The following is a 24,393-nucleotide window of genomic DNA, read 5'->3' on the forward strand; positions in this document are numbered from 1 at the left end:
ATCTAAAAATGCTAAGAAGTTATTATCAAAGTTCCATCCAAGATTTTTTATCTAGCTCAAATGACTTAATCTTAGGTAATTTGGCACAGCATCATGAATTTGCACTTGAAGATTTACAGAAAAATGCTTGGTTAGCACAAATAGATATTTTAAAAGCAAATTTAGTTGGTATAGCAAAGGGTCGTCTTTACTTTGAGTACAGCATTCCTCGAATGGGGAAGCGTGCTGATAATATTCTGATTATTCGTGATTTAATCTTTGTTATTGAGTTTAAGGTTGGGGAAAGTTTTTATTCTGCAACTGCAAAAAATCAAGTGATTGATTATTGCTTGGATTTAAAGAATTTTCATTCACAAAGTCATGATAAAAAAATTATTCCAATTCTTGTAGCTACTGAAGCGGATACACAAAAAATCATTTGGGAGGATGTAGATGATCTTCGAGCACCCATTTGTTGTCATCAGTACAATTTAAACCAAATGATTCTACAGGCTCTTGCGCATTATGATGTGGGTATGGACATTAATATCCAAGAGTGGAATCAAGCCATCTATAGACCAACACCCACGATTATTGAAGCAGCGAAAGCACTTTATCAAGGACATCAAGTTGAAGATATTTCCAGAAGTGATGCGGGGGCGATTAATTTAAAAATAACTTCAGCACGTATTGAACATATTATTGAAACAACAAAAGAAAAACGACATAAGGCAATTTGTTTTCTTACAGGGGTACCGGGTGCTGGAAAAACATTAGCAGGGCTGAATATTGCTAACCAGCGACTAAAAAAAGACGAATCAGAACATTCAGTTTTTCTCTCGGGCAATGGTCCACTTGTTGATGTGCTAAGGGAAGCGCTGATTCGACAAACAGTCGAAACAGCAAAAACTGAAGGTCAACTTGAAACCAGATCAAGTGCTGAAAGAAAAGCAAAAGCTTTTATTCAAAATATCCATCACTTTCGAGATGAGTATTTAAGGTCATTAGAAGCTCCTATTGAAAAGGTGGTGGTATTTGATGAGGCACAAAGAGCTTGGCGCAAAGAACAAGTTTCTAACTTTATGAAGCAAAAAAAGGGAATTCAGAGCTTTGATAAATCTGAACCACAATTTTTGATTGAGGTAATGGATCGGCACACAGATTGGTGCGTGATTATTTGTTTAATCGGTGGCGGTCAAGAGATTAACACTGGAGAAGCAGGGGTTATCGAATGGTTAGATGCTTTACAACAGCATTATCCTGAATGGCAGATTTATTATTCTGAGAAAATTTTAGAGGATCGTGTCTATATACAAGATCAAAGCCGAAAGCATCATTTAATTCAGCATGGCAATAAAGAACCTGATTTACATTTGGCGGTATCAGTAAGGTCGTTTAGAAGTGAAAGAGTTGCTGAACTTGTCCAAGCAATTTTAGATGGTGATGCGATGAAAGCACAGCATGTTTATAGCCAAGTTGTAGAATCCTATCCAATTGTTATAACAAGGAATTTGGAACAAGCTAAGTCATGGCTAAAACAACAAGCCAAAGGGACAGAGCGTTACGGCATGATTGCGAGCTCAGGCGCAAGAAGACTCAAAGCAGAGGGGATTGATGTTAAAAATAAAATCACACCATCTGATTGGTTTTTGAATTCTACAATTGATGTACGTTCTTCATATTACTTAGAAGATGTCGCCACAGAATTTGATGTTCAAGGATTAGAATTAGATTACTGCTGTGTTGCGTGGGATATTAATTTTTACTTTAAGGATGGTTGGTGTTATCAAGCATTTAAAGGAACAAAATGGCAGAACATCAATCAGATGGAAAAGCAAAAATATCTACTGAATACTTATCGTGTTTTGTTGACTCGTGCGCGTCAAGGAATGGTGATTTACCTACCGAATGTAGATGATAATGATTGGACCAGACCGAGTGAATTGTATGATTCAACATATCAATTTTTAAAAGCCTGTCATCTCAAAGAAATTTAAAAAAAGCCTCCCAATCGGGAGGTTTTTTATTTTGGATTAGCTATTAATAATCGGAACAATCCAGCTGGTAATAATCAGTAAAATACCCAGATGTCCCAGTTTACGTGTCACATAAACCAGTTTAGACGGTGGTTGTTCCAGCTGTTTGGCATACTCTTCCATGGTGATGCCTTGTTTGCCTTTACTAGTATATAAAAACACACCCAAATCCAGACAGATCAGAATGGTGCCAATATCTGCCACCAATTCCATCAGCTCAAATTGCTGGGTATACAGCGACATGCTAACGCTATAAATTAGATAAAGTCCAAAGGCTATACATGCATATTGCAGGATCACTAAAAATTTCTGCATAAATCTCAACAGTTCAAAAAATTAAGGCAATTATACAAACAATTCGGACAGGCTGTGCCCATTACAGGCTTTGCATCACATCGGCAAAATTCTGCTTCTCGACCAGTTCCAGAAATTCATCTCCCAAGCGCTGACTTTCTGCAATACATTGCTTCCAGAGCTGAATCCGCTGAGCTTGATCCAAACCCTTCAAAGTGAAGTCCTTACGATCCGGTAAACGACCCAAAGGCAAACTTTGCAGATATTCCTGAGAAGGTGAAATTAGCAAAGTTCGTGCCTGATTTTCCGGGCTTGCCGTGCGTTTAAACAGTTTATCGAACCAGCCAGGAGTAATGCTGTCAGTAAAATGCGGATACAGCACGATGCCTTTGCTCTGAAATGGTAGGTCAATATGATAGTCAATCAAGCCACCATCGCGATAATAACCTTGCGGTGCATCTGGAATATTATTGACCGCTGCCATGACGCCCGGAATAGAGGCAGAGGCCATCAGCCAGGACAAAACACTTTGCTCAGTCAAGGCATGATAGTGTGTGGTAAATCCATCATCGGCAATTTTAAACTGTTCACCGGTATTCGGTTGGCTGATCACACGTTGCATAAAATGGCGGCTATGTTTACGCGCCACAGCGGTAGTTCCGACAATGCCAGCTACAGAGGCGAGTAGGGGGAGGGCCTTGTCACTCTGGAAAATGTGTTGGGCTTTAATCGACAATACCGTCAGATGATAATCTGGATGATTCACCAGATCGGTTTCTTTGCCTTGTACCAGATCCAGCAGCATGCCACGACAAACGTCACTGACTTCTTGGCGAGTCATTTTCTTGTGAAAGTATAAATGGGTATACAAGTCGGCAAGACGTTCAGTACCTGCTTTGGCTCCCCAGGCCGCGACACTGGCAAAACGCCAGCTACCAATGGATGAACCGACTAGCGTTCTACGCTGAGGAGCACGTGGGAAAAACTCGCCAAAAATGGCCTGATCCAGTCCCTGAATGCCAATACCCTTGGGGCCACCTGCAGCACCCGGCACAATATCGACCTGTTCGGGTTGCAAACCTTCTTTCAGAATCAGCTCACGAGCCTGATGCCCAGCGCGGATTTTCAGAGCAGGCGCATGTTTTTGTAAAATCTGCATAAAGGTTCAACCCATATTTGACCAATGAGGACATATTTTAAGCATCTGGTCACAGAGCCCAATGGCAAGATATACCCTAAGGTGACTTTGCAGTCATAGGGAGGAGAAAAATAAAAAACCTGAACAATGTCAGGTCTTTTAAGCAGGTTATTTCAGTTATTTTGCAATCCGCCAGACTGCGAGTACGCTTGCCAGTACGATCAGAATCACTGATACAAACCATGGTGAAATGATCGCAATCGAAAGCAGGATGGCCATGATGCTGCCAAAAATCCAGCTACGTTTTTGCTGATGTTCCATTTGCAAACGCATACTTTGCAATTCATTGAGCTGTTTGGCATGCCAGGCAGACTGGTTTTTCAGACCGTTCAGGCTGTCGATCATCAGAGTCGGTAAGTCCTGCGCACCCAAAAGCAGATCCGGGATTTTTTGTCCCAGTTCTTTAATATTTTTTTGCGGATTCATCTGGGCTTTGACCCAATCGGTGAGGATTGGTTTAGCCAGGCTCCAGATATCCAGCTCAGGATACAAGTCTGTTCCCAGACCTTCTACATGAACCAGCGTTTTCAGTAACAACATCAGTTGTGGCGGGATTTCCAGATGGAAACGACGGGCGATGTCCATGACCTGAATCAGAATTCCGGCAAAGTCCAGTTCATGCATTGGCTTGGAGACCATTGGACCTACAGTGCGACGCATTTCGCGTGCTAGCGCGTCCTGATCGGTACCTGGCGGAATCCAGCCTGCCTGATGCACAATCTGAATCAGCTGCATGAAGTCGCTGTTCATGACCGCCAGCAGCATACGTGCTACCGTCATCTGGTCATGCTTGGATAGCTCGCCCATAATCGCACAGTCCAGCGCAATAAAGCGCGGATTGGCCGGATTGATAGTTTCAACAAAGACATTACCCGGATGCATATCCGCATGGAAGAAGTTGTCGCGGAAGACCTGAGTAAAGAAAATCGTCAGACCTTTACGTGCCAGATCAGCACGATCCATACCCAGTTCATCAAAGGTGGCAATATCCGAAATCGGAACACCGGTAATCCGTTCTGCCACCAGCACGTCCTTACTGTCCATATAAACTTCAGGCACATACATCATACTGGAGCCAGTGAAGTAATGACGCATACGGCGGGTATTGTCCGCTTCCAGAGTCAGATCTAGCTCATTCAGAATGATCTGGCGATAGTCCTGAATAATTTCAGACAAGTGTAGGGCACGCGCTGCTTCCAGACGCTTTTCCAGAAAATCACCCAGCCAGCTTAGAATTTCAAAATCCTGCAAGATCTGCTGGCGAATATTCGGGCGGGTCACTTTGACCACCACTTCACGGCCATCATGCAGGGCTGCAGTATGCACCTGTGCAATCGAGGCGGCTGCTAGTGGCTGAGTATCAAATCGGGCGAACAGGGTATTTACATCCGCTTTTAAGGACTCCTGAATACGCATCTTGGCGACATCATTATCAAAGGGCTTGACCTGATCCTGTAACAGGACCAGTTGTTGCAGCACTTCAGGCGGAATCAGGTCACGACGGGTCGAAAGCAACTGACCCAGCTTGATTGCCAGTGGTCCCATTTCTTCCAGTGCCAGTTTCAGCTTGAGCGGATTTTTACGCTCACGGCTGGACCAGGCTGCCGGATGCATACGAATTAAAGATAAAATATGCCGGGCTTTTTCAGGAAGTTCTTCCGCAGGAAACAACGTGTCGAGTCTATAGTGCGCGGCGATGCGCCAAAGTTCGAGTAAACGTGAAACATGCGGAATCATAAAGCGGTGTACCTAGTATTGAGAAGGAATATGAGGTGTAGCAGGAGTAAATGGCTGATCAGTAGAATCGTCAGATTCAATCTGAGCCTGAAGCTGACGGATTTTGGCTTCGACGCGATCCAAATTCTGGTTCAGGATACGGGTATCCTGATTCAGGTCATCCATTTGCCAGCGCGGGGCAAAGAGACCACTATCTTCTTTCAGGGCATCTTCAGCGAAAAATAACTGGCTTTCTAAAGTGCGTTTTAAATGCTTCGGAGCCAGCTGCAACTTGCCAATTTCATGTGCCAGAGCAGGGCCAATCCAAGGACTCAAATGCGCCGCCAGATCAGGTTCTGCCTGCTGCATGATGCGCTGGATTTCTTGCAGAAGTTTATAGTCACCTTGCAATGGAATATTACCGACTTCATCAGCAAGCAGCAGTTTAAGCAGCTCTACGACATTATTCACCTGTAGCGTCGCCGTTGCTTCAGGAATTTGAGTACTATTGGCTTCATAAGGGCGCTGTTCAAAAATCGAAGATTCTTCAGTATGGCCGGTTGGCGTTGGTTCTAGACGAACCTTGCCCTCATCAAAGAAGACATCGACGGACAGCTGCGGTGAAGTAATGACCACCCGCAGCATTTTGCCAGCCAAAGTATTGAGCTGAATGCGGGTAATCGCATCCAGATCAATCATATGATGAATCAGGCGTTCAACAGCACCGAGGGCGAGAAGTGACCACATATCGGGTACGACCCTTAAAGCTTGAAGCCACGGTGAACGGCAACGATACCGCCGGTCAGATTGTGGTAATCACAGTTCTGGAAACCAGCATTTTCCATCATGCCTTTTAAAGTGCGCTGGTCTGGATGCATACGGATTGATTCAGCCAGGTATTTATAACTTTCTGAATCATTCGCCACGATTTTACCCATGAGTGGTAAAGCGGTGAATGAATACAGGTCATAGAGTTTTGAGAATGGCTCGAAGACTGGTTTAGAGAATTCCAGAATCAGTAAACGACCGCCTGGCTTAAGTACGCGATACATCGCAGCCAGTGCTGCATCTTTATCGGTGACGTTACGCAGACCAAAAGAAATCGTTACCAGATCAAAGCTGTTATCGGCAAATGGTTCTAATGTTTCCGCATTCGCCAGAACGAAATCAACATTGGTACAGCCGGCATCAATCAGACGGTCACGGCCAACATTCAGCATGGATTCGTTAATATCAGACAGTACTACATGACCGGTAGGGCCCACTTCACGGCTAAATACTTTGGCCAGGTCGCCTGTACCGCCCGCAATATCCAGCACATGCTGGCCACGGCGCACGCCTGACATATTAATCGCAAAACGTTTCCACAGACGGTGAATGCCGAATGACATCAGGTCATTCATGATATCGTATTTGCTGGCCACCGAATGGAATACTTCAGCCACTTTCTGGGCTTTTTCATCGCTGCTCACGGTCTTGTAGCCGAAGTGCGTGGTTGGACCGACGTTACCGGTATTGGCACCGCGTGGCAGGTTATATTTAGGGACAGTTCCAGTCACAGGCGTATCGGTCAGGCGTTGTTCTAGAGATTGTTGCTGACCTTGTGGAGCGCCTTGCGGAAGCGGAGTGGTTAAGAATGGGCTCACTTTGTCTGTCTGTTGTGCCGACTCGGGTGTAGGGGTAGGCGTTTGATTTTCATTCGACATTGGAGTCACTCCTAACATATCAATCGGGTTAATCTTGCATTGCCTGCATAATGACAGATTCTTGGATGTTATTCAGCAATCATGATGCAATTGTTATGAATAATATACAGAAAAATAGGAATATGGGCGGAAATCTTCACTGCCAGTGATCGAATAATTCATATGATTTATCACTGGCGATGGCCTGCCCTAAAAAACTGAAAATATCAGGATCAGGCAGGACTGCAAGCCTTCCTCATCATGGATGGGAAAGGAATCTATTATTGGAATGGTGTTGGATCGCCTGAATGCACCTTATCAATAATGCCACGTTCAATCGCAGTAAAGTCATGCACGAATTTTTCTGCCGACTTTAACGGTTTCATGGCTTGGAAACCGTCCTGCATAAACTCATACATCACCTGAAAATGATATTTATTGGCAGCGCCTTTACACATCTTGAAAGCGGTATAAACCACAAAGGAACGCATATATTTGTCCAGGCTAACACCCAGCTGATCCAGCAATGCCAGCTGTTTCAAGCGCGCTTCACCCTGATCCAGTTTCAGATAGGTCACACGCATCATTTCATCGGTCAGTGGTGCGTTGGCAGGATAATCCTCTAAAAGCTGGATCGCGACCTGTTCATCCAGTTGCACGGCTAAGATCGCCAGTTCTACGCCTGAAGTTCCGGTTTTCAGGGCATTTTCCGGAATCATTTTTTCTGCTTTATGCGCATATTTCATCAGTCGGGCAATCTGCTCGGCCAGTGCGTCAAAGTCCGGGCCACCGTAGAGCCGGTTCAGGAAATATTCGGCCATCAGCTGGTTATTTTTTTCAGAAAAATGCTGATGATGGCTACGATGCATCCGTGCCTTTTGCCATGCCTGCACATCCTGTAAACGGCTTAAAATTTCAGGCTGAGTATGATATTTCAGCTGATAATACTGTTCTAAGAGTTCATCTAATCGGGCAAGTTTGGACATGTATTTTCAAATATGATTTTTCGATCTCAGAATCTTAGAGGGTGTGGCGCAATCTCGCTATGACAAATTGATCAATGATTCCTTATTTGAATGTCAATTTGCTGTTTAAACAGACAATCTAATCGTGTGAAAAACGTTGCTAACGCTATTTTTGCCTTCAAACTCCTCGCTATACTGCCCACAAGAATAAAAGATGAGGGATCTCCATGCGTATAGAAGAACAAAGTTTCCAGTTAATGGATGAAGACCAGTTATCCCTTGCGCTGATCAATGCCCAGTATGATCTGAGAAAAACCCAGGGACAGAAAAATGGCAAAAGCCTGATTGTTCTGGTCAATGGAATCGAGCTGGCAGGTAAGGGTGAAGCAGTCAAACAGTTACGTGAATGGGTAGATCCTCGTTATATGCAGGTGAAAGCCGATCAGCCGCAAGTATTAGGAGAAAAACAGACTTTCTGGCAGCCCTATACACGGTTTATTCCGGCCCAAGGCCAGATCATGGTGCTATTTGGCAACTGGTACAGTGATCTGCTCAGAACCACGATGCAGACCGGTGCCATTGATGATGTCCAGTTTGATGCCTATCTGAAAGATATGCGTACCTTTGAGCAGGATCTGAAAAATAATTATGTTGATGTGGTCAAGGTCTGGTTCGACTTGCCCTGGAAAACGCTGCAAAAACGCCTGGATCAGATGGATCCAAGTGAAATGCAATGGCACAAACTGCATGGCCTGGACTGGCGCGACAAAAAAAAGTACGACACCGTGCAACGTTTGCGAGAGCGGTTTACTAAAGACGAAGACTGGCTGATCATTGATGGAGAAGATGAAAAACAGCGTGACCAGCAGTTTGCACAGTATATTTTGCAGGCGCTAAAACATTGTCCCAATCATCCGGTTCGGGCCAAAGGACGATGGAAACAGGCCAAAATTCCAGAATTATTGCAGCATCCTTCGCAAGAACTTGCCAAGACAGAGGACTATAAAGCGGAACTGAAAAAACTGTCTCCTCAGGTGGCCAAGGCGCTGCGCTCAGACCCACGTAATGTGATTTTGCTGTTTGAAGGGATGGATGCAGCGGGCAAGGGTGGAGCGATCAAGCGGATTGTGAAAAAGCTGGATCCACGTGAATATGAAATCCAGACCATCGGGGCGCCGGAAAAATATGAACTGAATCGTCCTTATTTATGGCGTTTCTGGAACAAGCTGCAAACTGATGATGATATCTGTATTTTTGACCGCTCCTGGTATGGTCGGGTGCTGGTAGAACGGGTAGAAGGCTTTGCCAGTCCGGCAGAATGGCAGCGGGCCTATGATGAAATTAACCGTTTTGAACAGAGCCTGATTAACCATCAAACCGTAATTATTAAATTCTGGCTGGCGATTTCCCAAGAAGAGCAGGCCGCCCGTTTCAAGGCGCGTGAAGATACCCCACATAAGCGCTTTAAAATCACTGATGAAGACTGGCGTAATCGGGAACGTTGGGATGATTATTTAAAAGCGGCCGCCGACATGTTTGAACGTACGTCGACAAAACAGGCACCATGGCACATTATCGCCACTGATGATAAAAACACCGCTCGGGTCGAAATTTTAAAAACAATTTTAAAGCAGCTTCAGGCAGATTAATCTGCCTGAGTTTTGAAAGGTTTTGAGATAAAAAAATGGGGCGGGCAATTTATTTACCTTGAGCAATTTGTTTTTGCTGGATATTTTTTGCTGTGCGATAACAATCTTCCACATGCGCTTCAGCAATTTTTTTCATGACAAAATAACCGAGGCTCGCGGCTACCAGTTGGCCACCCAGCGGAATGAATTTTGTGACTTGCTTTGTGATCACTTTCGCTGCAACATTGTTCAAAGATTTTTTGACTGCTGTACGTGCCACTACCAGACCGGAAAACTCGATTCCGCGTTTACGCAGTTCATTCCAGTGCACCTGTTTAGTTGCAGGATCAAACACACTGATCTGTTCAGGGGCTAGACCAAAGCGGGCATTGATCTCCGGAATCAGTTGCGACAGAATGCCGACATCAATGACCACGTCCAGAAATGGCACCGGAATCACAGCTGCTCCGGCAGAATAATAGGCACGTTTTTTGGTTAGCTCTAAGCACTCGTTGCGAATTCTGTCTAAATCTAAACTTGGATCGATACGATCTGGAATTTTGTCTAATTTCATGGGCATTACCTAAAGCTAGATGTTGTTTTTTTCTGTTCAAACATCAATAAGATGCTTTTTTCAAAGAACTTTTTTGACTGAAGTATGAGTTTTAAAGTGACATAGACAGTTCGGTAAGTATAGTAAATAATCTTTATCATTTTGTAGTACTGCTCCATCTCATTTTTCAGGGGAAACGATGGCAATTCATGTTATTCAGAGTCAACGCATTGATGTGCTTTTGGATAGTATGCTGCGTATCGTCAACCAGAGCGCAAAAAATCCCTTGGCTGTGTTACAGCCGCGGCATTTTATTGTGCCATCTCCTGCAGTCGAGGCCTGGCTGACCCAAAAAATTGCCGAGAAAAAGGGCATCAGTGCCAATACCCAGTTTCATCATCGGATCCGTGCCTTTCAATGGACCTCTTATCAGTGGGTGCTAAATAATCCAAAAGAAGTTGAACAGGTTCGTGAAGCCAATATTCCCCGAATTATTATTAAATGGCGGGTATTTCAGGCATTACGTAAATGCATTTTGCCTGAGCAGATTCCATTAGAGGTCGATCATCCACTGTATTCGATTATCAAACGGATTTATGACAGCGCAGATCGTCTGGAACAGGGCACAGAGAAGCAGCTGAAAAAACAAAGCATGCTGTACTGGGTATCTGAACAGGTCTCGCGCCTGTTTAGTCATTATATGGATTACCGTGGCTATTGCGCGCGGAATTGTCCGCCACAGGAATGCCGTTGTCCGACTAACTGGCTGGCGTCCTGGGGGCAGGATATTGCGCTCGACCTTGAACAGATGATCTATATTCCTAAAGATGAAAATGGCCATGAAATTCCGGTGGCAGACTTCGTCAAGATTCAGGCACGCGAACTGGAAGCCTGGCAGCGCTGGCTGTGGCAGCATGTCTTTCAGGATGATTATGCCAAGATTCTGGACATCGAACAGATGTACTGGGAACGTCTGGAAAATGAAGATACTCAGGCACAGGCTTTAAAACGTTTACCAGAACAGGTCGTGGTCTTTACCTTGCTAGAATTACCACCGAGTCAGCTGGATTTCTTGCGCCGTCTCGGTCAATACATCGATATTTATATTTTCCACTTTAACCCGTCACAGGAATATTGGGCCGATAGTGTCGATCCGGACTGGAAAGCGCGTTATGACCTCGGTGTGCAGGAACGTTTCATCAGGAAATTTGAAAAATCGCAGGGACGTTTGCCGACTGATACCGAAATCCAGTATTTCTTTGCAGCCTTTCAGCTGAACTTTAACGCCGAAGATCGGGAATCGCGTCATCCCTTGCTGACCCGCTTTGGCAAACAGGCGCGTGATCATTTCTCGTTATTATCTAAACTGTCTTCGGGTGAAGAAGGTCTCTGGGCCGATGCTTTCGTGGATGAGTATCAAGACAAGTTACTGGCCAAAATCCAGTCGGATATTCTGTACCTGCTGGAACCAGAAAAACACCAGTATCCGCTCAAACCAGATGATGATTCGGTACAAATTCATGTCTGTCATTCCTCACTGCGCCAGCTGGAAGTTTTAAAAGAACAGATGATTCACTGGCTGGCCCAAGGTACCGAAGATGCCCCACGGCAGCCGAGCGATATTCTGGTACTGGCCCCGAATCTGAAAGAGCTGGAACCGGCGATTCGGAGTGTCTTTGCACCGCCGCCACGAGAACGGGAAGGCCATAGCCAGCGTCTGCAAAAAGATAATCTATATTTACCGATTCAGATTGCCGGGGTATCCCGACTCGATGTCAGCAATGCCTGGCGCGCGGTACTGGGCCGGATTCAGCTGGTGCATCGACGTTTCAGTATCGAAGATTTTGCCGACTGGCTCAGCCTGAATGCGACCCAGCAACTATATGCGCTGGACTACGCGCAAGTTGAGCGCATGTTGCAGTTACTGGGCGAAGCGGGCTTTAAACGCGGTCTGGATCAGCAGCATTTACAGCAAAGCCTGACTGCCGGTGATGAAGACTACCGCTTCAGTTTTAAGTTTGCGCTGGATCGGCTGGCACTCGGGCTTGCAGTTCCGGAACATGTCCTGTTTCAGGATACCTTAAGCTATGCTCGGGTCTTGAGTAGTGATTTTCCTCTGATCTCGACTCTGATCCAGATTTATCAGGATCTGGTACAGCGCCGTGACTGGCTGATTTTGCATGAACAGGGACAACGTACCCCGGTAAAAACTTGGCTGGAATATCTGCGTGAAGACTTGAATGAGTTCCGTGAAGCCGGGGTTGAGTCCTTAAAGACGGTCGCAGAAATCATTGACAAGCAGATGCGGATGCTGACGTTGGCCGATTACCATGATCAGGATGATCCGCAGGCCAGCCAGGAGCTGGTCGCCTTAAGTCTGCCATTGCCTTATGTACTGGAAGAAATTCAGAATACGTTGGAGATGCAACTGGATCAGGCCGAGCCGACCGGACAAATTACCTTTAGTCAAATCGGCCAGATCCGTCCGTTGCCGTATAAGCTGGTGGTGATGCTGAATCTGGATACCGGTAAATTCCCGAGCCGGAATCAGCAGGTGCCATTTGACCTGATGAACAGTCTGAAGCCGCAATTAGGGGATCGTTCCCGTCTGGATGATGACCAGGGTGCTTTTCTGGATGCATTGCTACTGGCGCAGGACAATTTATGGCTGTTCTATAATGGCTTTGATGTTGATGATGGTGAAGCGCGTGATCCATCCACTTCATTGCAGGAACTGATCCAGCATATTGCCTTGATTTGCCAGTCAGACCAGCCCGATGCTGAAGTCGATGAAACGCTTGAGATGAATGGTTTGAGCGTCGCCAAGCATATCCGTCAACTCTATCATGTGCATCCATTACAGCCTTTTGACCCGATCGGTTACGTCGAATCTCATACTCCACGTTATCAGACCCAGTGGTTTGCTGTGGCAGAATATATTCGCAGTGCAGAGGGCAAGCGCAGCAGCTGGATCAATGCCCATTATCCGGCACTGATGCAGAAAGAAATCCGGGTGCTGAAAGGGGATGAGTGGATTCGTGACATGATCTTCCCGGCACGTCTATTCCTGAAAAGTGTCGGTATTTCCAGTGTGAGATATGCCGATCTGCCAAGTTCCCGAGAACCCTTATTGCTGAATAAACTGGAACAGTATCAGGTCCGTGATTTCCTACTACAACAGGATCAAGAGATTGAGCCACAGCTGATGCTGGATCGTTTGCCGGTCGGAAAAACTCAGGAAGCGACTTGGCTCAGCAGTCAGCAGGAACAGCAATCGCTAAAAGAACGTTTATTGCAGCTGAATAAAGAGCTGACACCTGTAACGCAGCAAACTTGGCAATATAACCCTGAACTGCTGATTCATATTACCTTGCCGCAAGTGCCGCACAGCAGTTACTGGCTCAGCATGCAGTCTTCCTCCGCTTCGGAAAAACGTCGGGCACAGGTCTGGCTGGAATATCTGCTCTGGCTAGCCTATCTGAATAATGATGAACTGTCGCCGCAGTTGGAACGGATTGTCATTTTCAGTAATAAAACCCTGAAATTCTCCGGACTGCGTTCTAGTCAGGCACGTCATCATTTACAGGCCTGGCTGAAAGCTTGGGAAGTGGGACAGACCCAGCCGCTGGTATTGCCTGCCGAATTGCTGATGAAAAAGGCCTGGGAATGGACTGAAAATGAACAGGGGCAGATCACTATTGCCGAGATGCAGGAACTGCTAAAGGCCTGGAACAACAGCTATGAAAGTGCCAAGCCTTTGGCCAGTGATGAATCCAGTCAGCTGCATCAGGACTGGCAGTTTATTTTGCAGGATCAGGACCCGGATCTGGCCTTGCAACGCTGTTGCCATGATTTTGCCCATGCGCTATATGCGCCGATTCATGAACATCTGGAATGGATAAAAGAATAATGACCATGTTACCGAACCAGAGCAGTAAAAAGATTTCAACCAATCCGATTCAGGACATGCGCTTTAGCGGCCTGCACTGGATTGAAGCTTCGGCGGGGACCGGTAAAACTTATACTTTATCCAGCCTGATGGTACGGATTTTTCTGGATCAGTATTATCCGCATCAGGTCATTGCCACAACCTTTACCCGTAAAGCTACAGCTGAACTGAAAAACCGGGTACGTCTCAGAGTCGAGGAAACGCTAGCCTTCATTCAGCGTCATCAGGAGCTGAATTCGGTCGAAATCACCGCCAAAATCCAGGCTGAATCGGATCCACTATTTCAGCAGGTATTAAAAGATTATGGCTCACGCATGGATTATGCCCGGCGCCGTCTGCGTCTGGTACTGAACCAGCTGGATGAGCTATTTGTCGGAACACTGGACAGCTTTAGCCAGAAATTATTGCGTGAATTTGCCTTTGAAAGCGGCAAGATTGAACGGGCCGAACTGACTGAAGATCAGGACCTATATATCCAGCAGCTGATTCATGACGTGCTGCGAGAATGGATCCAGCAGCAGCCGCAATATATGATCAATTATCTATATCTGCAAAACCTGTTGAAACCGGTAGAACACTATACCGGACTGGTTCGTGATGCTCTAAATTTCCGTGTGCAATACTTTCAGAAGGTAGAAAAAGTCGAATGGGATCTGACTGAACTAGAGCACTGCATCCAGCGCTTATTCGATGTGCATGAACATGAAATTAAGATCATTCGGGAGTATTGCCAGAATTCTCCGAAGTATTTTCATAAGAGTTTTTTCACCAGATTAAGTGACGTTTGTGAAAACTTTATGACCTGGATGGCGGCACTGAAAACCAAAGGTGTGATGAGCTTTTTTGATCCAGAACTGCATGCGATCTTATTGAATCTGTGTTATTTGCGCCGTAAGAAAACCGATTTTCAGCCGACGACACAAGTGTTTAACAAAAGCTGTCCGGAAGCAGAGCAGCAGAAGATTCTGCAACATAGCCTGATTCAGGCCATTGATGGATTGTGCGAGGTCAAAGAGAAGATGGATGCACAGCTGAAGCAGCTGATCACCTATCTTGAATATCATATTATTCGCAGTGTGCAGAACCGTCTGCCACAAACCCTGCAAAAACAGGGCGAAACCACATTTTCCCAACAGATTCGAACCTTGGCTGAAGCTTTAAAGGGACAGCAAGGCCAGCGTTTTGCCCAGTTTGTACAGGCGCGTTATCCACTGATTCTGGTGGATGAGTTTCAGGATACCAATCAGGATCAGGATGATCTGCTGGCTAAAATCTGGCGTGATCCGAACCGGGTCAAAGCCGGCTGTATGATCATGGTGGGCGATCCGAAACAGGCGATTTACGGTTTTCGTGGCGGCGACATGCTGACCTATAACAAGGCGCGTGCCGACGTGCGGCAAAAGCAGGGCCGTGAATATACTCTGATCCAGAACCATCGCTCGGTAAAACCTTTAGTCGAGGTGGTGGACGCGTTGTTTCAACGCCAGATGGATTTTGGTGAACAGGTGCATTACACCCTGATTCAGGCGGGAAGTCGGCCACATCCGGATTTAATCGATAAAACGCTGAGCAATCCGCATCCACTGCGCTGGATTCAACTCGGTGAACAGGATGTTGAAGCGGATCAGGTGGTCTGGAAAATCCGCCAGTTATTGAATCAGTCTGAACAGCAGCAGCTATATTTTCAGCAGGGTGACAACGTTCAGCACTTAAAAGCGGATGATATTGCAGTTCTCAGTTTTGGCCATTATGCACTGGAACAGGTTAAACAGCGTCTGCAACGCATGGGGATTCCCTGTTATAAGGAATCCAAGCAGAGCATCTTTGCCAGCCCGGTGGCTCAGGATGTTGCAGCTGTTCTGACCGCGATCATGGAACCTTTCAACGAGGCCAAAGTCAAACGCGCTTTATTGACCCGGTTATTGGGCTTTAACCTGAAAAAGCTGATTGAACTGCAAGAGCAGAGCGAAGGTCTGAGCCGTTATATTGCCGACTTTGATGCCATCCGGGAAATGTGGTTTGAAAAAGGGTTTCTGACTGCCTGGAATTATGCCTTAAACCTGTTTCAGGTCTGGACCAATCTGGTCGCGAGCCAGAGTCTGGACAATGAACGGGTAGTGGTGAATTTACGTCACCTGACCGAAATTCTGTGCCAGCAAAGTGAATATTATCAGGGTGCTCAAAAGCTGTATCACTGGTATCTGCGTCAGTTGCAATCACCTTCAGGCAAGGACAACGAAAAAGAACGTAAACTCTCTGGCGATCATGGGGTACAGCTCTTAACTATCCATGCTTCCAAAGGTCTGGAATTCAAAGTGGTGTTCCTGTTAGGTGCCGATGCGCCTTTTGATGTAAATAAAGGGAATCTGAACTTTTCCCTGTCAGCCGCGGAAAATGTACTGGAACAATCCCGAGTGATTGCAGTTAATCATAAGGACTTGCATGAGCAGGCGATTTTGCAAAATGCGGCCCGGAATGCCGCAGAAAATCACCGGCTTTGGTATGTGGCACTGACCCGGGCCAGTCACCGGATTTATGCCATGCTGCAAGACCAGAGCGGACAAGCGGATTCAGGTCTGGCATTCTGGCGTGGACAAGGTGAGGCGGCCTTTCAGCATGCCCTAAGTCTGCTGGAACAACCTCTGGCTTCTGAGCCGCCTAGAATTGTGGCAAAACAGACAGAAGCACCGTTACAGATGCAGGCTCATCCTTTACCGGAGCGACAGTTCTATCCACGGACCAAAACCAGTTTTACTGCACTGTCACAGCATCTCCCGCATCAGGCAATATTGCAGGATGATCTGGTCATCGCTTCTGAACATCCAGACAGTGCTGCAGATGAAATGAATCTGCTAGAACTGGAACAGCAGGCAGCCAGTCAACCACTGGACTGGATCAAGCTGAATTTTCCTAAAGGCACGGTGGCCGGAACCTTCTTGCACAGTATTTTTGAGCATATCGATTTTCAGGATCGCAGTTACTGGAATCTGGAAATCCGCCGCCGTTTTAAAAATACCGCACCACAAATCTGGCAGGAACTGAAAGAGAAATTTCATCAGGCCTTTCATGTTCGTGCATTGTTACAGCAGGCATTTACTCAGGGCTATCAGACGGCCTGTGTGAATTTACAGACCCTGTTCAGTCAGGTGGCTCGTCAAGGTCAAATGCAGCCGGAGAAATTGCAGCAAAGTATGCAAAAAGTACTCTCCAGCCTGAATTATAAAATCCTGACCGGAATTCGTCTGCATGATCAGAGTGAAGCTTATCGTCAGGAATGGCAGCAGTTTTTCCGTTCAGCTCAAACATTCGATCACTCTGAATGGTTGAACTTCTTAGGGCAGTTTCAGCGCTATTTTGCAGAACTGGATGATGAACCTTTTATCCAGTTTTTCGAACAGGAAATGGCGCAGATGACGCCTGCTGAGACAGCAGCGCAACTGGATGTAGAAGCCGTTTTTCGGCAGGCATTCGATCATTTCATTGATGAGATGATTGAAGATCTTCTGCTCAATCGGGTTCATGACTGGCTCAAAGAAATTCTGGCTGCACCCCTACAGGAAAACTTCAGTCTGGAACAGTTGCAGCAAGGCGCGTATCTGTCCGAGTTCCCGTTTTACCTGTCTTTAACCGATGTGCCGTTACAGATTCGTCAGATCCAGCAACTGTTTGCCGAGCATGATATCCTCATGCCTGATTTTAATGAGGCAAAATCAGCACGCTATCTGACCGGGTCTATTGATTTGGTTTATTTTGATGGCCAGCGCTATCATATTGCCGATTATAAAAGCAATTTTCTCGGGCCGGATCAGCAGCATTACACCGCCGAGGCCATCCAGCAGAGTATGACTCACTCCAGTTACTGGCTGCAAGCGGCCTTATATCTGGTGGCATTGCATCGTTATCTAAGCGTGAACATGCAGGGGTATGATATGCAGCAGCATCTGGGTGGGGCAACTTATCTGTATTTGCGCGGTATGAATGGTCAGGCTGAACAAGGTGCTTATCACTGGCAGCCAGGTCTGGAATTTATTCTGAAACTGGATGAAATTCTGGGCTATTTTGAGCAGAAAAAATCAGCATAATTTTAATGATTTATAAAATTTTAAGAGTTTAAACAGAAGATTATCCTGTGGATAACTTTGAGGATAACTGTGTGGAAAATGAGCAAATTCACGTGTCTCAGCAATCAGCCCATTTAATGGCCTGGATTGACTATCTATGTCAGCCACCGTTCAGTTCGGCGACCTTTGATGCTGCCGCAAAATTGCTGATTCAGCAGCTCCTTGAAGCGATGCAGGAGGGCAATAGTTGTATTCCGGCTAGTGCCGAGCAAACCACTCTATTGCATCATCTGGTGCTGGATCGGAGTCAGCAGGCTCAGGGTATTGCACCTTTTATTTTTGAGAACCAGCAATTGTATTTATACCGCTACTGGCAGCTGGAGCAGGCGGTCGCCACCCAGATCGCCCGGATCAAGTCACAAGCCATCACGCCGGTTGATTTAAGTGAGCGTGATCGTAACCTCCTGACAGATCCACAGCAAAAGCAAGCGCTGGAAATGGTCGCCAAGCAGGGGCTGAATATTATCACCGGTGGGCCAGGAACCGGTAAGACCTATACCTTGGCACATATGATTGCTGTACTGCATGAAGCCTTGCCTAATATCCGAATTGCGATGGCCGCTCCGACGGGTAAAGCGGCGCAGCGGATGCAGGAAGCCTTGCAGAAAGCTTTACATAGTGAAAAATTACAAGCTTTTGAGCTGGAGACTTTAAAGCAGGTTCAACCTGTTACTTTGCACCGCTTACTGGGCTTGGGGCGGTTGGGACGCCCCCGGTTTCATGCCAAGCAGCCTTTGCCTTATGATGTGATCGTGGTCGATGAAGCATCCATGCTGGACTTAAGCCTGTCACAGATGCTCCTTGCTGCAGTGCCAGATTCAGCCCGCTTAATTCTGTTAGGCGATGCAGACCAACTGGCCTCGGTGGATGTTGGCACTGTGCTGGCAGACTTGCAGCAGACTTCTGTTCTGGCAGATAACCGGGTCAATTTAATCACGACGCGCCGTTTTGCTTCAGGCGCCCGGATTGGTGCAATGGCACACTTTATCCAGCAGGAGCATGTTCCGGCATCAGTTTTAAACCAGTTTGAACAGCAAGTGGTTGCTGCGAGTGAGCTGCAAGCAATTGCACTGGACCAGGTGGAAATTGACCAGTTGCAACTGCAATATCTGCCAGAAATAAACCCAACTACACGTCTACAGTTAGACCCATATTATGATCAACTGATGTATGGCTATCAGGCCTATGCGGACGCGATCAAGCAGGCTCAAGATCAGGCTGGTTTCGAGCAATATATGCAGCAGGCAATTCAGTACTTTGATCATTACCGGATTCTTACAGCAATCCGGCATGGTGATCTGGGTTTGAATAAAATCAATCAGCAGATTGAACAGCGTTTTCTGGCCAGTGTAGGCAAGTTAAAACAGGGCGACTGGTATACCGGCCGACCAGTGATGATGACTTATAATGATTATCAGCTGGGTCTGTCCAATGGTGATATTGGAATCTGTTTCTGGAGAGAACAACAAGGACAGTCACAATTTGAAGTGTATTTCCCGAATCTGGAAAAATGGGTACTGGCGACCCGCTTGCCAAAAAGTATCGAAACGGCATTTGCTTTGACGATTCATAAATCGCAAGGTTCAGAATTTACTCATACGGCTGTAGTACTCGATCAACAGGCTAAAAATTTACTGAGTAAGGAACTGATTTATACAGCGATTACCCGGGCCAAAAAAGTTGTGAGCTTGCTGGTAGATCGTGATGCATTTACACAAGCGCTATGTGTCAGAACCACACGAAAGAGTGGTTTAAGCGGAAAAATACTTGAACAATGCAACAATTTATTGGCAAAAAATAAATAACTTTTGTAGGTAAATGCTTACATGGATTCAGGAAATTGGCGCATGGAGCTTTTACTCGGTTTTTGAGAAGATTGGTCACACAAAAGAACTCAACACGGAAAGTTGGGTATAAATCGCATAATAAGAACAAGAATGTCACCAGACAGCGAACTTACAGTGAAGTAAGTGAAAGAGGAAACTTACAGCCGCTAAGCCTTGTAGTTTTGGGAGAGACTACAAGGCTTTTTTATATCTGCCGTTAATGGAATTTTGTCGTAATCTTATAGTTCAATAAAGTTGGCAGAATAAGTAAATTTAAGTAAATAACGTAATTAAAAGATATATAAGTGTAATATTTTGCAAATTTCGATGATAATTTTGTACGCAATGGCTTACAGCGAGTGAGGATAAATGCCTCTATAAGCATTTCGACAATATGGCAAAATATACCACACAAGGAAGTTATTTTTAGTCAGGAAGATTTGAAAATAATAAAGCGTAAAACGCACTAAAAAAAACAATAAATAAAAAATGATAATAGAAGAAACTACAGCGCGAAAAAGCCCGAGTTTACTCGGGCTTTTTTTTATCATTTATTTCTAAGCTCTACCAGAAATATTTTAAATATAAAAAGATCAGTTAATTTCTGCAGTTATCTAAACAGCTACTCGTAAGCCAAATCAGGTCTAATTCCTGAAATTATGTGTAAATTGAACCATATGGGATTTCTTCATATCAGTAAATAAGCAAAGACCGCTGGCAGCCGAAATCCTTAAAATTCATGATCTATTTTTGCAATCTGACGCAATTTCCCTTAAAATATGCAACTTGCTGTAGTGATGCACGGCAGTCAATGTATTGAATTCTCATTACTTTGATTTTTATCAAGATATATAAGCATCTCGGAGAAATCGAATGGCTTTAACAAACGCAGATCGCGCAGAGATCATTGCTAAATTCGCTCGCGCTGAAAACGACACTGGTTCACCAGAAGTTCAAGTAGCTCTTTTAACTGCTCAAATCAATGACTTACAAGGTCACTTCAAAGAGCACAAACACGACCACCATAGCCGTCGCGGTCTGATCCGTATGGTTAACCAACGTCGTAAGCTTCTTGACTACCTAAATGGTAAAGACCATGGTCGTTATGTTGCATTGATCGGTGCTTTAGGTTTACGTCGTTAATTCGATTTAAACTTTATTTTCGGGTTTATTGCATGCCTTGTGCTTTATTGCTGAAAACTAAAGTCGGTTTAGCCTTTGGCTAGATCAGGGGAAGGGGCGAATGTTCGCTCCTTCTTTGTGTTTAAAAATAGTGTTTATTTCTGGTGAGGTCGGCTTCTAAGCTTTGTCATTTACCCGTCCATATGGATGTGAATGCCAAACCTTAGGGGTCTCCACTAGAATAAAATCAGGAAAAAATAAAACATGTCGATGTTTAATATTGTTCGTAAAGAATTCCAATTTGGCCAACATCAGGTTGTCCTAGAAACAGGTCGTGTTGCGCGTCAAGCCAATACTGTATTGATTACTATGGGCGGCGTAACTGTATTAGTTGCTGTTGTTGCTCAACCAACTGCTAAAGCAGGTCAAGACTTTTTCCCACTGACTGTTAACTATCAAGAAAAACAATACGCAGCTGGCCGTATTCCTGGTGGTTACGGTAAACGTGAAGGCCGTGCATCTGAAGCTGAAACGCTGATTTCACGTCTGATCGACCGTCCAATCCGTCCATTGTTCCCAGAAGGTTACTATAACGAAATCCAGGTGACTGCGACTGTTGTATCTTCTGACAAGACTATGGAAGCTGACATTGCAGCAATGCTGGGTACTTCTGCAGCACTTGCGATTGCAGGTACACCATTCCGTGGTCCAATCGGTGCGGCACGTGTGGGTCTGATCAACGGTGAATACGTTCTAAATCCAAGCTTTGAACAATTGAAAGAAAGTGATCTTGACCTTGTGGTTGCAGGTACAGAATCTGCAGTACTGATGGTTGAATCAGAAGCGAAAGAACTTTCAGAAGACCAAATGCTGGGTGCAGTATTGTTCGGTCATGATGAAATGCAAATCGCGATCCAAGCAATCAAAGAATTCGCGACTGCAGCTGGTGCGAAAGAATCAACTTGGGTGGCTCCTGAGAAAAACGAAGACCTTCGTGCAAAACTGAAAGAAGCATTCGAAGCGAAAATCTCTGAAGCATATACCATTGCGGTGAAACAAGACCGTTATGCAGCACTTGATGCACTTCAAGCAGAAGCACTCGCTCAGTTCGTTCCAGAAGGCGACGAAACAGGTCTTGCTGATGACGTAAACGAATTATTTGAAGATCTTAAATACCGTACCGTACGTGACAACATCCTGTCTGGTAAACCACGTATTGATGGTCGTGATACTAAAACTGTTCGTGCCCTTGATGTACAGGTTGGCGTATTAGACCGCGCTCACGGTTCTGCATTATTCACACGTGGTGAAACTCAGGCATTGGTAACTACTACTCTGGGTAATACTCGTGATGCGTTGATGGTAGATACCCTGGCCGGTACTAAAACTGATAACTTCATGCTTCACTACAACTTCCCTGCATATTCTGTAGGTGAAACAGGTCGTGAGTCTGGTCCTAAACGTCGTGAAATCGGTCATGGTCGTCTGGCTCGTCGTGGTGTTCAAGCTGTGCTTCCAGCAGCTGACCGCTTCCCGTACGTGATCCGTATCGTATCTGACATCACTGAATCTAATGGTTCATCTTCAATGGCGTCTGTATGTGGTGCTTCTCTATCATTGATGGATGCCGGTGTTCCACTTAAAGCACCAGTTGCGGGTATCGCAATGGGTCTGGTGAAAGAAGGCGAACGTTTCGCAGTTCTTTCTGACATCCTGGGTGACGAAGACCATCTTGGTGATATGGACTTTAAAGTAGCGGGTTCTGCCAACGGTATTACTGCGCTGCAAATGGACATCAAGATCGAAGGTATTACTGAAGAGATCATGGAAGTTGCATTGAACCAGGCTTATGCAGGTCGTATGCACATTCTGAACGCAATGAATCAAGTGATTTCACGTGCTCGTCCAGAAATCTCTATGCACGCGCCGACTTTCCAAGTGATCAACATCAACCCTGACAAGATCCGTGACGTGATTGGTAAAGGTGGTGCGACTATCCGTCAAATCACTGAAGAAACTAAAGCTGCGATTGACATCGAAGATAACGGTACAGTACGCGTATTTGGTGAAACTAAAGCTGCTGCACAGGCTGCGATTGCAAAAATCCAGGCACTGACTGCTGAAGTTGAGCCAGGCACAATCTACACAGGTAAAGTGATTCGTATCGTTGAATTCGGTGCATTCGTGAACATCCTGCCAGGTACTGACGGTCTGCTTCATATTTCTCAAATCTCTAACGAACGTATTGCCAACGTGGCTGACGTATTGAAAGAAGGTCAGGAAGTGAAAGTACAAGTTGCTGACGTTGACAACCGTGGTCGTATTAAATTGACCATGAAAGACATCGAACAAGCATAATTCGATTACTTTTAAGTCTGAAAAAGCCTGCATCATGCGGGCTTTTTTATTTGGACAGATTCTTTATTTAAGAACCGAAATCATTTAATAATCACATTGTAGATAAAACGGATGATTAAACCTTATATTGAAACATTCTTGGTTGAGAAAGCTGTTCTCATTTAGGTAAGCGGATCGGCTTCAGAGTTTTTCAGCATGCGATAAATCTCGTCTTTCAGTTTTAGTTTTTTGCGTTTAATCGCATCGATATCATCATTGATATGATTGACTGGATCGAGTTCAAGCTGACTAATCTGTTTGTCCAATTCACTATGTTCCTCAAACAGTCGGGCAAAGTACGGATTTTCCTCACGTAATTGCACAATTAAATCACGGTATTCTGGGAACATATATTTGATCTTTTTATTGCAGTCTTTGGTTTTCATAGGGATATTTATCACTCAAAAAATAAAAGAAAAAAGCAAAATATGCCCTAGTCCGCATTGATCTAACTCAAGCAGACCGGACATTAAAAGGCATTACTTGAAATGCAGATGTTTCACCTCGCGACGTAATTCCTGCACTTCATCAATGAGATCCAGCATCATGGCAACGGCACTAAAGGAAGCATCAAAATCACGCTGCAAACGGTAAGCCCGTTGTGCTCGAGTAATATCTTCCCCGAGGAAGGTACCAGGATGCGTTTTAGAACGGTTCGGCAAAATTCCATGTTCAATGAGTTGCATCACCCATTCCGGACTTTGGCCACATGCTTCAGAAAAGTGGAACAAATCAAAGGTACGATCATCCATGATTTCAGAGGGGATATAACCGTTGGAAAAGTTTTCTCTATATTGAATTGTAGTCATAGCTCTACTCCTTAAACAGCCAGGCTTGAGACATTCAGAAAGGAAGGTCGTCCTGAAGTAGGGGAATGCCATAATATTTTATGGCCGCTGCGCTGTGCCCTAACGGTATGGGATG

At 45.3% G+C, this 24,393-nt stretch carries 15 protein-coding genes and 2 pseudogenes; 8 read left to right on the top strand and 9 right to left on the bottom strand.

Translation table 11 applies throughout. The features are described from left to right. Window positions 1-8 precede the first annotated feature (8 nt). Window positions 9-1,976, top strand: coding sequence for a DUF2075 domain-containing protein (locus FTV31_RS04555; RefSeq protein ID WP_180013289.1), 1,968 nt, complete (start codon window positions 9-11; stop codon window positions 1,974-1,976). A 36-nt stretch (window positions 1,977-2,012) separates the two neighbouring features. Here FTV31_RS04555 and FTV31_RS04560 read toward each other — a convergent pair whose 3' ends face one another. The 6 genes from FTV31_RS04560 to FTV31_RS04585 form a co-directional block, all read right to left on the bottom strand. Continuing rightward, complete coding sequence (locus FTV31_RS04560) at window positions 2,013-2,330, bottom strand: hypothetical protein (RefSeq protein WP_004781714.1); 318 nt, start codon at window positions 2,328-2,330, stop codon at window positions 2,013-2,015. Window positions 2,331-2,391: 61 nt separating this feature from the next. Further along, complete coding sequence (locus FTV31_RS04565; protein ID WP_180013291.1) at window positions 2,392-3,468, bottom strand: patatin-like phospholipase family protein; 1,077 nt, start codon at window positions 3,466-3,468, stop codon at window positions 2,392-2,394. Between the two features lie 156 nt (window positions 3,469-3,624). Then, entirely contained in the window at window positions 3,625-5,244 is a 1,620-nt protein-coding gene (locus FTV31_RS04570; RefSeq protein WP_180013294.1) for an AarF/ABC1/UbiB kinase family protein, read from the bottom strand. A gap of 12 nt (window positions 5,245-5,256) precedes the next feature. Next, window positions 5,257-5,970 (bottom strand): SCP2 domain-containing protein, encoded by a 714-nt coding sequence (locus tag FTV31_RS04575; protein ID WP_180013296.1) that lies wholly within the window; start codon window positions 5,968-5,970, stop codon window positions 5,257-5,259. A gap of 14 nt (window positions 5,971-5,984) precedes the next feature. Next, a complete protein-coding gene (gene ubiE / locus FTV31_RS04580; protein ID WP_180013298.1) occupies window positions 5,985-6,929 on the bottom strand; it encodes a bifunctional demethylmenaquinone methyltransferase/2-methoxy-6-polyprenyl-1,4-benzoquinol methylase UbiE in 945 nt (314 codons plus the stop codon). 260 nt (window positions 6,930-7,189) lie between these two features. Further along, entirely contained in the window at window positions 7,190-7,894 is a 705-nt protein-coding gene (locus FTV31_RS04585) for a hypothetical protein (protein ID WP_180013300.1), read from the bottom strand. 206 nt (window positions 7,895-8,100) lie between these two features. Here FTV31_RS04585 and FTV31_RS04590 point away from each other — a divergent pair, with 206 nt between their 5' ends. Next, window positions 8,101-9,522, top strand: a complete 1,422-nt coding sequence (locus tag FTV31_RS04590; protein ID WP_180013302.1) for a phosphate--AMP phosphotransferase — start codon at window positions 8,101-8,103, stop codon at window positions 9,520-9,522. 49 nt (window positions 9,523-9,571) lie between these two features. Here the strand turns inward: FTV31_RS04590 and FTV31_RS04595 are convergent, their stop codons facing one another. After that, window positions 9,572-10,075 carry a hypothetical protein gene (locus FTV31_RS04595; protein WP_159123426.1) on the bottom strand — a complete coding sequence of 168 codons (504 nt, stop codon included), beginning with the start codon at window positions 10,073-10,075 and terminating at the stop codon, window positions 9,572-9,574. 178 nt (window positions 10,076-10,253) lie between these two features. Between FTV31_RS04595 and FTV31_RS04600 the strand changes: the two genes are divergently transcribed. The 6 genes and pseudogenes from FTV31_RS04600 (at window position 10,254) to pnp (ending at window position 23,430) form a co-directional block, all read left to right on the top strand. Continuing rightward, window positions 10,254-13,964: an exodeoxyribonuclease V subunit gamma gene (locus FTV31_RS04600; RefSeq protein ID WP_180013304.1), complete on the top strand. Its 3,711-nt coding sequence runs from the start codon at window positions 10,254-10,256 to the stop codon at window positions 13,962-13,964. Between the two features lie 56 nt (window positions 13,965-14,020). Next, window positions 14,021-16,483 (top strand): annotated as a pseudogene (locus FTV31_RS17550) (UvrD-helicase domain-containing protein); the annotation flags it as partial. A 1,002-nt stretch (window positions 16,484-17,485) separates the two neighbouring features. Next, a pseudogene (locus FTV31_RS17555) lies at window positions 17,486-18,085 on the top strand (PD-(D/E)XK nuclease family protein); the annotation flags it as partial. 71 nt (window positions 18,086-18,156) lie between these two features. Beyond that, window positions 18,157-19,929 (top strand): exodeoxyribonuclease V subunit alpha, encoded by a 1,773-nt coding sequence (gene recD / locus FTV31_RS04610; protein ID WP_373686975.1) that lies wholly within the window; start codon window positions 18,157-18,159, stop codon window positions 19,927-19,929. An 894-nt stretch (window positions 19,930-20,823) separates the two neighbouring features. Further along, entirely contained in the window at window positions 20,824-21,093 is a 270-nt protein-coding gene (rpsO, locus tag FTV31_RS04615) for a 30S ribosomal protein S15 (protein ID WP_004637724.1), read from the top strand. A 249-nt stretch (window positions 21,094-21,342) separates the two neighbouring features. Beyond that, window positions 21,343-23,430 (top strand): polyribonucleotide nucleotidyltransferase, encoded by a 2,088-nt coding sequence (gene pnp / locus FTV31_RS04620; protein ID WP_171505581.1) that lies wholly within the window; start codon window positions 21,343-21,345, stop codon window positions 23,428-23,430. Between the two features lie 161 nt (window positions 23,431-23,591). Here pnp and FTV31_RS04625 read toward each other — a convergent pair whose 3' ends face one another. Together FTV31_RS04625 and FTV31_RS04630 are read right to left on the bottom strand one after the other, a co-directional pair. Then, window positions 23,592-23,855, bottom strand: a complete 264-nt coding sequence (locus FTV31_RS04625) for a YdcH family protein (RefSeq protein WP_004781728.1) — start codon at window positions 23,853-23,855, stop codon at window positions 23,592-23,594. A 93-nt stretch (window positions 23,856-23,948) separates the two neighbouring features. Beyond that, window positions 23,949-24,278 carry a chaperone modulator CbpM gene (locus tag FTV31_RS04630; RefSeq protein ID WP_004781729.1) on the bottom strand — a complete coding sequence of 110 codons (330 nt, stop codon included), beginning with the start codon at window positions 24,276-24,278 and terminating at the stop codon, window positions 23,949-23,951. Window positions 24,279-24,393 lie beyond the last annotated feature (115 nt).

The organism is Acinetobacter sp. YH16031 (genome assembly GCF_013417335.1).
Lineage (GTDB): Bacteria > Pseudomonadota > Gammaproteobacteria > Pseudomonadales > Moraxellaceae > Acinetobacter.

Bases quoted from the DNA above. Each gene is read 5' to 3' on its own strand.
- FTV31_RS04555 (WP_180013289.1), top strand. From the start codon at position 9: ATGCTAAGAAGTTATTATCAAAGTTCCATCCAAGATTTTTTATCTAGC.
- FTV31_RS04560 (WP_004781714.1), bottom strand. From the start codon at position 2,330: ATGCAGAAATTTTTAGTGATCCTGCAATATGCATGTATAGCCTTTGGA.
- FTV31_RS04565 (WP_180013291.1), bottom strand. From the start codon at position 3,468: ATGCAGATTTTACAAAAACATGCGCCTGCTCTGAAAATCCGCGCTGGG.
- FTV31_RS04570 (WP_180013294.1), bottom strand. From the start codon at position 5,244: ATGATTCCGCATGTTTCACGTTTACTCGAACTTTGGCGCATCGCCGCG.
- FTV31_RS04575 (WP_180013296.1), bottom strand. From the start codon at position 5,970: ATGTGGTCACTTCTCGCCCTCGGTGCTGTTGAACGCCTGATTCATCAT.
- ubiE (WP_180013298.1), bottom strand. From the start codon at position 6,929: ATGTCGAATGAAAATCAAACGCCTACCCCTACACCCGAGTCGGCACAA.
- FTV31_RS04585 (WP_180013300.1), bottom strand. From the start codon at position 7,894: ATGTCCAAACTTGCCCGATTAGATGAACTCTTAGAACAGTATTATCAG.
- FTV31_RS04590 (WP_180013302.1), top strand. From the start codon at position 8,101: ATGCGTATAGAAGAACAAAGTTTCCAGTTAATGGATGAAGACCAGTTA.
- FTV31_RS04595 (WP_159123426.1), bottom strand. From the start codon at position 10,075: ATGAAATTAGACAAAATTCCAGATCGTATCGATCCAAGTTTAGATTTA.
- FTV31_RS04600 (WP_180013304.1), top strand. From the start codon at position 10,254: ATGGCAATTCATGTTATTCAGAGTCAACGCATTGATGTGCTTTTGGAT.
- rpsO (WP_004637724.1), top strand. From the start codon at position 20,824: ATGGCTTTAACAAACGCAGATCGCGCAGAGATCATTGCTAAATTCGCT.
- pnp (WP_171505581.1), top strand. From the start codon at position 21,343: ATGTTTAATATTGTTCGTAAAGAATTCCAATTTGGCCAACATCAGGTT.
- FTV31_RS04625 (WP_004781728.1), bottom strand. From the start codon at position 23,855: ATGAAAACCAAAGACTGCAATAAAAAGATCAAATATATGTTCCCAGAA.
- FTV31_RS04630 (WP_004781729.1), bottom strand. From the start codon at position 24,278: ATGACTACAATTCAATATAGAGAAAACTTTTCCAACGGTTATATCCCC.